Annotated in this window: 9 protein-coding genes and 1 tRNA gene; 7 read left to right on the top strand and 3 right to left on the bottom strand. The window is 44.9% G+C overall.

Annotated elements, in window-relative coordinates:
* The first annotated feature begins 150 nt into the window (after nucleotides 1-150).
* Nucleotides 151-1,095, top strand: a complete 945-nt coding sequence (locus BUB19_RS04550) for a glycoside hydrolase family 43 protein (protein ID WP_073093194.1) — start codon at nucleotides 151-153, stop codon at nucleotides 1,093-1,095.
* Nucleotides 1,096-1,484: 389 nt separating this feature from the next.
* Nucleotides 1,485-1,566, top strand: a tRNA-Leu gene (locus tag BUB19_RS04545).
* Between the two features lie 4 nt (nucleotides 1,567-1,570).
* On the opposite strand, the gene BUB19_RS04540 is transcribed toward BUB19_RS04545, so the two are convergent.
* Nucleotides 1,571-2,665 carry an AI-2E family transporter gene (locus BUB19_RS04540; protein ID WP_073093190.1) on the bottom strand — a complete coding sequence of 365 codons (1,095 nt, stop codon included), beginning with the start codon at nucleotides 2,663-2,665 and terminating at the stop codon, nucleotides 1,571-1,573.
* Between the two features lie 266 nt (nucleotides 2,666-2,931).
* Between BUB19_RS04540 and rho the strand changes: the two genes are divergently transcribed.
* The 4 genes from rho (at nucleotide 2,932) to recQ (ending at nucleotide 10,586) form a co-directional block, all read left to right on the top strand.
* The gene (rho, locus tag BUB19_RS04535; protein WP_073092716.1) at nucleotides 2,932-4,731 is read left to right on the top strand and encodes a transcription termination factor Rho; all 1,800 of its coding nucleotides are present in this window, start codon (nucleotides 2,932-2,934) and stop codon (nucleotides 4,729-4,731) included.
* Nucleotides 4,732-4,947: 216 nt separating this feature from the next.
* A complete protein-coding gene (locus BUB19_RS04530; protein ID WP_143155909.1) occupies nucleotides 4,948-6,663 on the top strand; it encodes a hypothetical protein in 1,716 nt (571 codons plus the stop codon).
* A gap of 242 nt (nucleotides 6,664-6,905) precedes the next feature.
* A complete protein-coding gene (locus tag BUB19_RS04525; protein ID WP_073092710.1) occupies nucleotides 6,906-8,375 on the top strand; it encodes a T9SS type A sorting domain-containing protein in 1,470 nt (489 codons plus the stop codon).
* Between the two features lie 87 nt (nucleotides 8,376-8,462).
* A complete protein-coding gene (recQ, locus tag BUB19_RS04520; protein WP_073092707.1) occupies nucleotides 8,463-10,586 on the top strand; it encodes a DNA helicase RecQ in 2,124 nt (707 codons plus the stop codon).
* 321 nt (nucleotides 10,587-10,907) lie between these two features.
* Here recQ and BUB19_RS04515 read toward each other — a convergent pair whose 3' ends face one another.
* A complete protein-coding gene (locus BUB19_RS04515) occupies nucleotides 10,908-11,909 on the bottom strand; it encodes an acyl-ACP desaturase (RefSeq protein ID WP_073092704.1) in 1,002 nt (333 codons plus the stop codon).
* A gap of 188 nt (nucleotides 11,910-12,097) precedes the next feature.
* Nucleotides 12,098-13,003, bottom strand: a complete 906-nt coding sequence (locus BUB19_RS04510) for a YncE family protein (RefSeq protein ID WP_073092701.1) — start codon at nucleotides 13,001-13,003, stop codon at nucleotides 12,098-12,100.
* Between the two features lie 165 nt (nucleotides 13,004-13,168).
* On the opposite strand from BUB19_RS04510, the gene BUB19_RS04505 reads away from it, so the two are divergent.
* Nucleotides 13,169-14,425 (top strand): dipeptidase, encoded by a 1,257-nt coding sequence (locus BUB19_RS04505; protein WP_073092698.1) that lies wholly within the window; start codon nucleotides 13,169-13,171, stop codon nucleotides 14,423-14,425.
* Nucleotides 14,426-14,469: the final 44 nt, after the last annotated feature.

Genomic DNA, 14,469 nt, shown 5'->3' with positions numbered 1-14,469 from the left:
GAAAAACCTGATTAGCCAAAAGTTTTAAAGCCTAAGTGGAGGGCGGGTTTGGGGGTGGACAAATCTGGTTTCGCCTAATTTTTCGCATGGATTAATTTGCTATCTTTGGCTTTTCCCACCCATTGCTACAAATAAATTGACATGTTGTATATGCAAAAGATAATCGGATGTTTGGCAGTGCTGGCGTTTTTGTCTGAATGTTCATCCACCGCTTATCAGCCTACGGAGCAAGTATACCTTTTTTCCTATTTCACCGGCAACGGGGAGGACGGCCTACACCTGGCTTATTCCGTGGATGGGTACCATTACAAGGAATTGGGAGAAGGAAAATCCCTGCTTAAACCAACCGCAGGGGGAGATAAGCTGATGCGGGATCCCTGCATCATTCGGGACAAGAAAGGCAGATTCCATATGGTATGGACCGTAAGCTGGAACGAAAAGGGTCTGGGGTATGCCTATTCAGACGATTTGGTGAGCTGGTCTGAGCAGCAGTATATACCTGTAATGGAACATGAGCCTGCAGCCAGAAATACCTGGGCCCCGGAGATCTTTTATGACGAGAAAGACGATAAGTTTATCATTTATTGGTCCACTACCATCCGTGGTTTGTATCCCGAAACCCAGTCTCAGGAGGATGATGGCTACAATCACAGGCAGTATTACGTGACCACACGTGATTTTAAGGAGTTTTCCGAAACCAAATTGTTTTACGAGCCAGGTTTCAATGTAATCGATGGTACCATCCAGGAAATTGACGGGGAATACTGGTTATTTGTGAAGGATGAAACCAGAGAGCCACCAAAAAAAAATATCCGGATCGCCAGAGCTGAGCATGCTGACGGCCCCTATGGTCCCGCAGGACCACCCATTACCGGCAATTATTGGGCCGAAGGGCCGACAGTTACCAAGGTCGGTGACTATTGGATCGTATTTTTTGATAAATACATTGAAAAGCGGATGGGTGCAGTCATGTCATCTGATTTGAAAAATTGGGAGGACATCTCGGCACGGATCAGTTTTCCAAAGGATAGCAGACACGGGACCATCTTTAAAGTGGAAAAGAAGTTTTTTGAACAGTTACCATTTAAAAGATAACCGTTCACTCCGGGGAGACGGTGGATTTGGATTCATAAACCGCATACCGGTATTGGTAGATATTTGTAAATGATACCTTGGGGATGCTGTTTTACATAAAATCGGGCAGGTAGAACGCGACACACAGAGGGATGTTTATTTAACACGAGCGGGATTACCCCGATTTAAGACCGGGACCAGCTATGTGGCAACTGAAAAACTATGGGAACCAAATGAGACGATCCTGGAGCGCAGTTTTTTTATAGTAATTTCTGGCGCGAAAGGCTTTGTAAATGAAACTGTTGATTAAACAGTGGCTCTTCAGTAAAAAATAATATGACCTGAAAACAGTGATTAAATGCAAATTTCTTTGCTGAAGATATTTTAATTTCTCATTTTTGCATGCAAATGCGCACGTGGCGAAATTGGTAGACGCACTGTCTTCAGGTGGCAGCGCCTTCGGGTGTGAAGGTTCGAATCCTTTCGTGCGCACATTTTACTTTCCGGACCATTTTTTTCGGAGCAGGCGGATGAAGTTTTCGTTTTTTTCTATTACCGGGAATTTATCTCCAAGAAGGTAGCCATAGGGCTGGAGCGAAGGGATACGGTCAAGAGTAATCTTGAGAATGCCGGTGAGGGGAATGAAAAGAACCATTCCGGAAACGCCCCAGATTCCACCTCCTATAAGAATGGCCAGAACGACGGCCAAAACATTTACTTTGACTTTTGAGCCTACGACCAAAGGAGTTATCAGGTTGTTTTCGAGTAATTGAATGCCCCAGAGTACCAGTAAAGTCAGTATGGGCAGGAGAAATGAGTCTGATGTCAGGAACACATAGAATATTACCAGTACAGAGCTGATAACCACACCAATGTATGGGATGAGGTTCATAATGGCAATAAACAGGGCGAAGAGAAGGAAATATTTGATGCCAATCAATTGAAAATAGATTCCAGCCATGATGGCAACGAGGAAGGTGACTTTTACCATCCCAATCAGGTAGGCATGTATGACCTGGCCCGAGTCAGCTATCGCGGCAAGTATGGCTTCATTGCGTCTGGAGGATGCTTTTAACAGGAATTCGATAAAAAAGTCTTTGTAATAAAGCAGCAAAAATACGTACAGGGGAATGATACCAATCAAAGTCAGGGATTTTCCTGTATTGAAAAGTGTGTTGTTTAGGTTTTCGAATGAAAACCAATTGCGCAGTGTGATATTGTCTGAACCGGAGAAAGCATCCAGGCCCAGTTGCATTTCAATCTGCTGGAGAAAATCAGCCCATTTCTCGTTGAGTTTTGTGCCGATTTCAGGGATATCTGCCAGCAAGAGGACCATCTGATGGATCAGCAGGTAGAAAATAGCACCGCCGGCAATGCTGACCAGTACCAGCGTACTGGCAATGGCCAGGGATCGTGGGAATCTTCTGTTTTCCAGCCAGTTGCTGAAAGGGTACAACGCAAAGGCAAAGAAAATACCCCAAACCAAAGGTACCAGGATAAATGCCGCCACCTGCATCAACCAAAGGACCAAACTGATGGAGATAAGGGTATAGGCAGTAAGCTGTATAGGGTGTAGCCGATCAGAACTCATACAAGAGTAGGATAATTTAAGGTCAGGCAGAAGAAGGTTTTGAAATCTGACATACAATAAGCTTGGAAATTTGAATTTCACTATATTAATAACAATTTCATAAAAATTTGCGTATTATTAGCGTTTGATGTAATATTGTGATATCAAATAAGCAGAAGATCCCCATCCTGGGGAGTTTAGCATTGTCTGTATACCTTTTTATACCAATCTAAGTTACATACCATTTCATCATTTACACAGTCTAGAATTACATTCACACGTTTTTTATGTATAACATAGAAGAATTAAGAATCAGGCTATTGTCTGAACTAAAAGAAATAGCAGAGGAGTTGGGGGTTAAGAACTTTAAATCTTTAAAAAAGGAGGATTTGGTTTATGCTATATTAGACCAGCAGGCCATCACACCGGAAAAATCTCTACCTAAGAAGAAGCCTTCTAAAGTAGAATCAGAACTGGTAGAGCAGGAGGTCTCGGGAGAAAAGGCTGCTGGTGCCGCTTCTATGGAAGAAAAACCGAAATTTAAAAGGCAGAATGTCACCGAGCTCCCTAAGGAAGAATCCGGGAAAAATACCGATAAGGAGGACAAAGCCTCCAAATCTCCCGCAAATAAAGCCGCTAGTCAGGAACGGAAACCAAAGAATAAGCCTGCCAATAAAAAGGGTGATGAATCCAAGAAACCGGATGACAGCCGGAAGGATGATAGCCGGAAAAGTGAAGATAACGGCAGCAAGGCAGCTTCTAAGCCAGAAGATGAAAAAGGCAGAAGCTTCAGACCGAGGCGCCGGGCTGTGGTAGATCTGGATGAGATTAAATCCGGAACAGATGATCAGGGCCAGGCCGCTGCTGATACAGACTTTTCAAAGAAGCGCAACCACAGGGATTCAGATGAGCAATCGAACCAGGATCAACAATACAGTCCCAAAAGAAAAACTTCCGTTACCATAAAGGATTTTGACGGTATCATTGAAAACTCCGGTGTGCTGGAAATTATGTCGGACGGATATGGATTCCTGAGATCTCTGGATTACAATTATCTTGCCTCTCCGGATGACATCTACGTATCTCCCTCTCAAATCAAGCTTTTTGGTCTGAAAACAGGAGACAACATACAGGGTCAGATCAGACCACCCAAGGAAGGTGAAAAATATTTCGCCCTTTTAAAAGTAGGTACGGTAAACGGAAAAACGACGGACGAAATCCGGGATAGAATTCCCTTTGAGTACCTGACGCCATTGTTTCCCGAAGAAAGACTTAATCTGACTACTAAGCCGGACAATTATTCTACCAGAATTGTAGATCTGTTTGCACCGATAGGAAAAGGTCAGCGGGGCATGATCGTAGCCCAGCCAAAGACAGGGAAAACCGTTTTGTTGCAGAAAATTGCCAATGCTATTGCCGAAAACCATCCCGAGGTGCATCTCATGATCCTTCTGATCGATGAGCGACCTGAAGAGGTGACCGATATGGCCAGGTCTGTGAAGGCAGAAGTGATATCGTCTACCTTCGACGAACAAGCAGAAAGACACGTAAAGGTGGCAGCCCTGGTACTGGAAAAGGCCAAAAGAATGGTTGAGTGTGGACATGACGTTGTCATTCTGCTCGATTCTATCACCCGCCTCGCCCGTGCACACAATACTGTGGTACCTTCATCCGGAAAAATATTGTCTGGTGGGGTAGATGCCAATGCCCTTCACAAGCCCAAACGCTTTTTTGGTGCAGCAAGAAACGTGGAAAATGGTGGCTCCCTCACCATTATTGCCACAGCGCTTGTGGAAACCGGCTCCAAAATGGATGAAGTGATTTTCGAGGAATTTAAAGGTACCGGTAACATGGAGCTTTCTCTGGATAGGAAATTGTCTAACAGGAGGATTTATCCCGCTATTGATGTGCCCGGATCTGGTACCAGACGCGAAGACCTGCTTATGGATAAGGAGGAGATGCAGAGAATCTGGATCCTTAGAAAAATTATGTCAGACATGACTTCTCAGGAAGCCATGGAATTTTTGCTCCAGAGAATGAAAGGTACAAGAGATAATGCTGAGTTTTTGATCAGTATGAACGGGTAAGTATACCAGAAAAATACCCTATACAAAAAAAGGCCCGACACTCGGGCTTTTTTTATTTTCAACAAAACTAGGCATTTGAAATACAAAAAATATATTTCAAAATACCTTTATCTGTATTTTTTACCATCCTGACCCGCGATTGGTCCCGTTGAACGATTAATTCATTCTATGCCCTGATGACTGTTTAATTTTATGCTGTTAATCAATCAAACAGCAATGACAGTTTTTTCTAATCTTTCGTTTAACCCTACTTTCAAGTCGCTATCTCTTTACTTTTTTTTGATACTCTTGCTTACCCGGCATTTTGTGGCTGCACAAAACTTTACCAGCATTGCAGCCGGGGAGTGGAAGCAAAATCAGACCTGGACAAGCACTCATAATTGCGCTGCCAATAACAATATCAGTCAGGGTCAACCTCCGATTTCCAAAAACTGGGGCTGTCCGGTGGAAGTGACCATCAATCATGAACTGGTGTACAATGGAAATGCCACCGGTTTTGGCAGCGGGGTGTTTGCAGGTATCAATATCGGTGCAAATGGTCGTTTGCTGTTTACAGGCGATCTGACCATCAACGGTGGCGGTTCCTTGCCCAAAATTGAACTGGCAGAGGGAGCTGAATGGATTGTTCAAGGTACCTTTGATATCAATCGCGGCGTTGAGATAGTAGTTCCCAGAAATGCCAGCTTAATCATAGACAGGCTGATTGTAGGAGACAACCGGCCGATTATCACCGTGGCGGATGGCGCTACGCTAATCGTGAAAGAAGAAACTCTGGTAAAGAGCAATGCTACACTGAATCTCGCGGGAGATTTTGAGACCAAAGACCTGACATTCACCTCAGGCGGTACCATCAACGCATCCGCAGCTGATGGCCGATTTAATGTATCCGGCAATTTATTGATTAACAACGGAACGCTGAATATGCTTGGACAGAGCAGGATACAGGTTGGGGGTACCACTTCTACTGGCCAGAGCGGGCAGATCAATTTCAAAAACACTGCTTCCGGATTATTTTCTGGCGATGTGACCATGTCCAATGGTGGGGGTATATCCGCCGAAGGTAATTCCGGAATTACATTTGAGGAAAACCTGAACATGAGCGGTGGTGCTAAACTTGATCTTAGCAATTTTTCAAGCCTCATCGTTCAGAAAGATATCACCATGACCAACGGGTCGATCAATGTTGCTAACAATACAGAAGTAGCCGTCGGAGGAAAGCTCAGGGCTTCCAACGGAGCCAGTATCAATGGCAGGAACAATGCGGCGGTCAACATTTGTGATTACCAGAATTCAACGAAAGAAAGTACCTACCATGTCAGTTTAAGAAATAATGCGTTTTATGGCCAGGGATGTTTTGCCCTGCCGGTGCTTTGGAAATCTTTTGACGTGGCTGTAGAGGGCGAAGAATTTTTAAGACTGGACTGGAAGACATCAAAAGAAGAGGCCAGTAGTCACTATGAGATAGAGAGATCCTTCGGCGGAATTGATGCATTCGAAAAAATAGCAGAAATCCCGGCGGCAGGATGGTCTAATGTGGAAACGCATTATAGTTTTCAGGATAATCAGCGAAAAGGATTTAATGGAATGGTTTACTACCGAATCAGGCAGGTAGATTTCGACGGCGAGTTTTCTTTAAGTGAAGTAGTGGGAGCTCGCCTGACAGCGAAAGAACATTCAAAAATGGAATGGCTCGCCTATCCAAATCCCTCTGATGGATCCAGCCTGAAAATTAAACCCGTCGGCGGCGACGTGTCGGGTAGGGTAAAAGTCCGGTTCATGCAGAATACAGCGATCGCTGCATATGAAGGAGAGATTGGCATGGAACTGGATCAGTGGCTTCAGGCAAGAATTAGTGAAGCCGGAAAAGGGCTTTGTGTCGTTGAGCTGATTTTTGATAGCGAAATATACCGTGTTAAAATTCTGAAAGTCTAATCCAGCGTTCCTTCCTGGACTCAATTTGGTGAAGACCTTAATCAAAGAGTATTCACAATTCCATAAATTCGTTCAGGTTCATTACACGTGAAAACACATTTGCAAACATAAAAATGTGGTTGAAAAATAAAAAAATGTATTTAAAATTATAAAAAGCTTGTTAAAGCCGGGTCTATCAGCTAATTTCGTGGATTGTGTAATGCAAAAAAGTGTATTGCAAACGGTATTCATCATTCCTGTCCATGCCCAGTCATATTCCGGTTTTATTGCTATTGCTATGCAGTGTTTTACCACTAAGGGGATCACATGCTCAGGTATATACATATACTCCTGAAGCTATTGGCTGTTCGGCATCCTGGCGTGATGGGGATTGCTGGAGCAAGACAGCGCTCAATGAGCCGTCGGGTTGTGCTGAAAATGGGGCATGGCCTTCCTTCACTCCTGCGGGATGTCAGGTAGTGGTCGTTATCAACGATGATTTGCAGGTCTCAGAAGATGTCGAATTGGGCGGCACATTTACTTCGCTCTTCCTGGGGGATGGTGCTGAACTCACCATTGGGGGCAATTTGACGATTCTGGGGCAACGGGATATCCAGTTTGATCTGGAGGCATCCTCCCGGATGAAGGTTACCGGGGCTTTGACCCTGGCTCAGGGAGGGACTTCTGATCAAACGATTCTTAGTTTGGGGGGAGACGATTCCGGGATGCTGACAGTAGCATCCATAGAAATGGGCAACAGGTCTGCTCTTGAGGTTTTGGGAGGAGGGGCTATGACCAGTGAAGGACCCACCGAATATTCGGGAAATTCATCTACAATCAATGTGACCGGATTTTTTCGTACCCGAAGCCTGCTTGTCACCGGAGGTAGACTACACCAATTCAATACTTATGGCGGTTCTCAGGTACAAATAGATGAAAATATTGATATCCGGGGAGATACGCAAATTGCCGTTGGAGGTACCAGTGAAGTCTACGTAGGCGAGGATATTCTCGTCAGTGGAGATGCCACCATCATAGCGGAGGATCAATCAAAAATTTACGTTTGTGGAGATTTTCCTCCGCCGACACCGGGCGGAAAGACACAAGAGATTGATGAGGGCAAATTCTTTCCCTGCAGCATTCTCCCGATAACCCTGCTGGATCAGCAGGTCGAATATCATGCCGGGGACAGGAAAATACGGCTGAGCTGGAGTACGGAATCCGAAGAAGATTTGGAGTATTTTATCGTGGAACGAGCCATTGGCCATCCGGGATTATTTAAGCCTCTGGAAGAAATTCCCGCAGCAGATGAATCAAAGGAAATCAACAGCTATGAATATTGGGACAGGCAACTTCCACTTTTCTACTCGAGGATTTATTATCGCCTGCAGCAGGTAGGGGAGAGTGGCGAGTCGGAGTTTATTGGAGAGGTACTGAGCCTGCAGGTTCCGGGAGCGGCTACCAGGCGCCATTTGGTGTGGAGACTCTATCCCAATCCCAATCGGGGAGATGAAGCAAAACTGGACCTGGTGGATGTGGGTAAATACAATGGTGAACCTATTGATCTGCTCATATTCGGTTCCCTGGGAGAAGTATTGTCCCTAAAAGACAGCAGTTTGGAAAAGATAAACCAGCAATTGTCAGCCCATATCAACTCCCTGGTCCCTGGGCTTTATTTTTTTCATTTGGGCTGGGGAGAAGAAAGTCAGGTCCTTAAAGTCCTGAAAAAGTAAAGCACTGGGGCGCCGTTGGGACTTGATTTTTTTTTGAATTTGTAGTAGCTTAAATACTTTTTACCAACCAAGCTTAAGCGACCTTGCATGAAACCACTGGATGTATTAAAGAATTTTTACGGGTATCATTCCTTCAGGGGCCATCAGGAAGCCATAATTCAAACTGTTCTGGATGGGAAAGACTGCATCGCCCTGATGCCAACCGGCGCAGGAAAGTCTGTTTGCTTTCAGGTACCGGCCATGATTTTACCGGGTCTCACCCTGGTCCTTTCTCCATTGATTGCCTTGATGAAAGACCAGGTGGACGCCATGAACCAACTGGGAATTCCTGCTGCATTTCTAAACTCATCTCAGGATATCAGTGAGCAGAGATACATTTCCGGGCAGGTGCTGGCTGGGCACATCAAAATATTGTACGTAGCGCCTGAGAAACTCTATGGAGGGAATTATCCCCTGGTGGACATGCTGCAAAAGGTGGAATTGTCTCTGGTGGCCGTCGATGAAGCCCACTGTGTGTCTCAATGGGGACACGACTTCAGACCAGAGTACCTGAAATTGGGGCAACTGCGCAAGTCATTTCCTTCAACCACTTTTCTGGCCCTGACAGCGACTGCAGACCGGGACACGCGAAAGGATATCGCAGATAGATTAAACCTGCAGCGACCGCAATGGTTCATATCTTCTTTCGACCGGCCGAATATTACCTACCGGATTTCTCTCAGATCCGACGCGTTTGCCAAACTTGTAGATTTTCTGCGCATTCGACCAAATGATTCGGGAATCATTTACTGTTTATCCAGAAAATCTGTCGAGGAGACGGCGGACAGGCTTTGTGCCAATGGTTTTTCAGCGGTACCTTATCACGCGGGTCTGGAAAGGGACGTCAGACAGGCCAATCAGGAAAAATTCATAAAAGATGAGATCAGGATCATCGTGGCTACCATAGCTTTTGGTATGGGAATCGACAAGTCAAATGTCCGATTCGTAGTGCATACCAATATGCCCCAGAATATTGAAAGCTATTACCAGGAAACAGGTCGCGCCGGCAGGGATGGACTTCCCGGAGAAGCATTGCTGTTTTACAGTTTTGGTGACAAGATCACGCTTGGCCGTATGATCGAAAGTTCGGACAATCCGGAGTATGTACGGAATATGAAATCCAAATTGGACACCATGGTCCGGTTTTGTCAAACAAAAAAATGCCGGAGAAAATTTTTACTTCAATACTTTGGTGAGGATTATGGTGAGGAATGTGGCAATTGTGACATCTGTTTTCAGAAGGGGAGCAAAACGGATGTGACGATTTATGCCCAGATGCTGCTTTCAGCCGTGGTACGCCTGGATCAAAAGTTTGGCATCGGACATGTCATCATGGTATTGCGGGGTTCACAGGCAGCCAAAGTAACTGAACAACAAAAGTTGCTTTCGGTATACGGGATAGGTAAAGACAAATCTGCTGAATTCTGGAAATTACTTGGGCACCAGCTACTGGTCGAGGGCTATCTGTTACAGGACGATCCATTGAGACCGGTATTGAGCCTGACCTCTCTTGCCTGGGAAAAGTTGAAGAAAAAGGAGAAATTCTTGCTGTCTATGCCCAACGATGATTTTACCAGTGGAATGCAGCAAACAGAGAAAGATGATGCCCTTTTGGGGCAATTGAAGGTGCTTCGGGCTGACCTGGCCAGAAACCAGAATGTACCTCCATACATCATATTTTCTGATGCTACTCTCGAAGAGATGGCCCGATATTATCCCGAATCGGATCATCAATTGCTCAAAATCAATGGTGTGGGGCAGCAAAAGCTGGAAAAATATGGCAAGCAGTTTCTGACAATCATCCGGGACTACCTACGCGAAAATGAAATTAATAAGGAAGGAAAAAGCCAGTCGAAAAAGCCGGTAAAAAAGGGGATCTCAATTTCAGAAAGAGACACCCTGGAATACTTTAAGGAAGGCTTGTCTATTCCGCAGATCGCAGCAAAAAGGGGCTTGGCCCAAAGCACCATAGAAGGCCATATCGTGGATTTGGCAATGGCAGGCGAGATAAAGGTGTCGGCTTTGCTTACAAATGCCGTTCAGGAGGAAATTCAGATGGTCAAAGCACAACTTAGGGTAGAAAAGCTCAAACCACTAAAAGAGCACTTCGGAGATAAATACAGCTATTTCCAACTTCGGCTGGCCACGCTTGTCGCGGAGACCGCAAATTGACCGGCGGAGGTTTCCTGCCTTGTCTGCATATCCGCAATCTATCGATCGCATCACACCTTTTTTACCACTATTTGACGGATCGGTCTAATCTGCGGCGTAAGTGTAAAATTCTGAATATCAATAAGGTGATTTAGAAAAATAGAGACCGAACAGACGTCAATCTGCCCAGCTAGTCAGTAAAAATGCAAAAAAAATACCCCGTTCAGGGTATTTTTTTTGGTTAGTGCCTGACCTACCTTTGTTACGGGTGATTAAGCACTTTTTAAGCTTTTATTTTGCAAAGTTCTTAAAGGGCAATTTTATTTCTATTTTTTAGCCCTTTTATTTTAACCATGCAAGACTGATCTCATCAGGAGTCTTCATTCTGTCTGCCAGGCGGGAATACCGGGAAGATAGTCCGGCCAGATATTCCTGAGCCTTTGCAGCTACATCATTTAATCCAGTTGCCGTCTCCACATTCCAGAGCTTGACCAGATGATCGATAATCCGGGCATAATCCCAGCCGGTATAGATGCCGACTTTTTGTGTGATGGCGGAAAATTGGTCAAAGAGGGTTGGGTTTTTGCCACCTTCACCCATCAGAATTGCGGGCATGACGATTTGCTTGCGCATCATTTTTTCGAAGGCCAGCATTGCTCCGTTTGGATCTATTTTGAAAATTTCTGTCATGAAACTTTTATAGGCCTTTTCATGTCTGGCCTCGTCTCCTGCAATTTGTTTACAAATTTTGCCAAGTACCGTGTCACCGGCTTTATCTGCCAGCTTACCGGTATTCACATGGGAAATTTTTGTAGCTCTTTCCTGAAAGGAAGTGTATATGATGGCCTGATACGGATCTTTCTCGGACCTGGGGTCAAAACCATTGTAAATTAGCCGGTGAATGGTTTGTTCTACCTTTCGCATATCCGCTCTTCCGGAAAGGTAGAGGTATTTGTTCAACAAGTCGCCGTGCCGGTTTTCTTCGGCAGTCCAGGCCTTGGTCCACTTTACCCATCCCCTTTGGCTGGTAAGTGATCCTTCCTCATTGATTCCTTCCAGCATGTTGAAATAGGTTTGGTAGCTAGGCAAGGCCTCCTCCGTGATCATGTTTCCAACCAGAGAGGTGATCACCGTATCCGGTATGCCTTCTGCCCGTTCCCTGAGCAGCCGGACCTGATCCAGCGCATCCGGTTGCGACATGTCTGGAAGGAAGTCTGTTGGCTGCCAGCAGTCATCCGGGTCCATCAGGGTAGTACCTACCGTTTCTGTCACAAAGTCATCCAGTTGACTGATGACCTCTGCGTTCTTCTCCAATTCGTAATTGATATTTTCTGACTTGTTCATAAACTATGCTTTCGCTTTATGATATCGGCAATACTGCAATTATTTAAAACCGATATCTCTCTGCAAATTAACTACAATGCTGCTAAAATTTAAAATATTTGGTTGTTAACAAAGCATTGCTATCCTATACCTTATAACGAATGCATTGGAATATTCATTCAATATGATGATTAAAATCTAAAATGCTTTCAATAGGACAGTTTATATGCGGCGACTTTGTTTTTAAAGAAAGTCGGAACCAATACAATATCTTCTCCCGGGATGAACCCGATATCGGCTGTGTTGGATTCTTCTGCGGTAGTGTCGAGAATTTTAGTGGCAACGCCGTCCTCTATCAGGAAAATCTCTCCCGACCACCGGCTGGCGATGAATGTGTTTTCATCGAGTACGATCAGGCCATCTCCGCCGGTGACATCCGCATTAATGATCTCAAAACTGCCATCTGTCGCATATTGTTTTAATCCCTCTGCGTCCAGACCATAGAGGGTATTGCCATTGCCGACGCGAAGCCCATTTATGTTGTTTTGTCCCTCTGCAAAAGTATGGATCGATCCGTCTTGCAGATAATGGATCTTGTGGGTTCTCATGTCGGAGAAATATACTTTCTCTCCGTCAGTGGTGGCATCATTTAAAAAGACAGCGTCTGCAATCTCATAGGTATTGCTGATTTCTCCCGTAGCCAGGGTTATTTCCACCAGACGGTCGATATCCGTGACATACAGGTAATCGCCCATAACGGCCATCCCTTTGGGAGCATTCAGTCCGCTTACCCAATCTTTCTCCAGAATCTCTCCGTCTTCATTGATTTTGGAAATAGATCCAACACCATCCTTTTCATCCGGACCACCCTCAATATTAGCAACATAAATGAGGCCATCGCTCTCTTCATAATGCACAGATTCATTGGTGGTCAGCTCCGCGGGTGTCTCCCAGATTTTTTCCAGACCGGGTTCCTGCACGTCGGCGGTTTCTTCTTCCACTTCTTCCGTTTCATTTTCTGTGTTGGTGTTGGTATTGGCAGGTCCGCAGCTCCAGAGAACCAGCAGAGATAGCGCACACTGTACGATGGTTGAGGGTTTTGCTATGAATTTCATGATTGTTGTTTTTGGTTGTTGTCCAAATTTCGCTATTTTTTTTGGGGATTGCTTCATTTTCGCCAGAAAATGAGTTTTTTGAAAGGTAGATATGACCCGAAAGATCAGTATATTTGACGATCGAATTGTGAAATTCTCAACTACTAACAACAAAATTTACAAAAAATGAAGTACTTTAGGTTTATTTTATCACTTTGTTTACCCATTCTAGCTATATCTTGCGGAAAGGACAGCGCAGATACAATAGATTACACGAAGCTTTCTGAATCTGAAATCATGGAAATGGCCAGAGATCTCGCCCAAAATACGATCATGGTAGACGGCCATGTTGATCTGCCCTACAGGATGAAAGTAGGTGGATTTACCCTGCAGCGAGAAATATTGAATGTGGCTGAAAGGACGGAAGGAGGGAATTTTGATTTTCCCAGGTCCAGGGAAGGGGGATTGGATGCCCCGTTCATGTCGATCTATATTCCTTCCAGGTACCAGGAAATGGGAGGAGCGAAAGCCCTGGCAGACTCTCTGATCTTAATGACCGAACGGCTCACTACCACCTGGCCGGATAAATTTGCGCTGGCTTATGGCCCTGATGAAATCAAAAAGAATTTTGAAGCAGGTAAAATTTCACTGCCTATGGGTATGGAGAATGGAGCTCCCATAGAAGACGACCTTGACAATATCGGCTATTTTTATGATCGGGGTATCCGGTACATTACCCTGACACATGGTAAGGACAACCTGATTGGGGATTCTTCTTACGACACTACATATACCCATGGTGGGCTGAGTGAATTTGGAGTAGAGGTAGTAAAGGAAATGAACAGGACAGGCATCATGGTGGATATTTCCCACGTGTCTGATGATACCTTTTATGATGTGCTGGAAGTAAGCCAGGTGCCGGTAATCGCTTCCCATTCATCAGCAAGACATTTTACGCCAGGCTTTGAGCGGAATATGGCTGATGAGATGATCAAAAAGCTCGCTGAAAACGGCGGTGTAATCATGATTAATTTTGGGGGAAGCTTTATAGATCAGGATTTTCGGGAAGGAAATGATGCGGCCAGAGAGCATATAGTCAATTGGCTGGCAGAGAACGAACTCAGCAGAAATGACCCGGAAGCACAGGAGTATATTGCAGACTATGTTGCCGAAAACAATCCGTTTCCTTCGGTGCAAAGGGTAGCGGATCATTTTGACCACATTGTAGAACTGGTAGGAACAGATCACCTGGGCTTCGGTTCAGATTTTGACGGGGTGGGTGATACGCTTCCTAACGGGTTGAAGGATGTGTCCATGTATCCCAATCTGATAGCAGAATTGTTAAAAAGGGGATACAGCAAGGAAGAAATCGAAAAATTTTGCTACAAAAATATATTTCGCGTTTGGGAAGAGGTCGCAGATTTTGCGGAATCTGCTTCCTGATACCTCTGGCTCTGGTCGCAGGAGGAGGAATAACGAAAAAACCA

The sequence above is a fragment of the Cyclobacterium lianum genome (genome assembly GCF_900143075.1).
GTDB classification, from domain to species: domain Bacteria; phylum Bacteroidota; class Bacteroidia; order Cytophagales; family Cyclobacteriaceae; genus Cyclobacterium; species Cyclobacterium lianum.
Note: the sequence above shows the minus strand (reverse complement) of the source record. Positions and strands in the feature narration are given on the sequence as shown.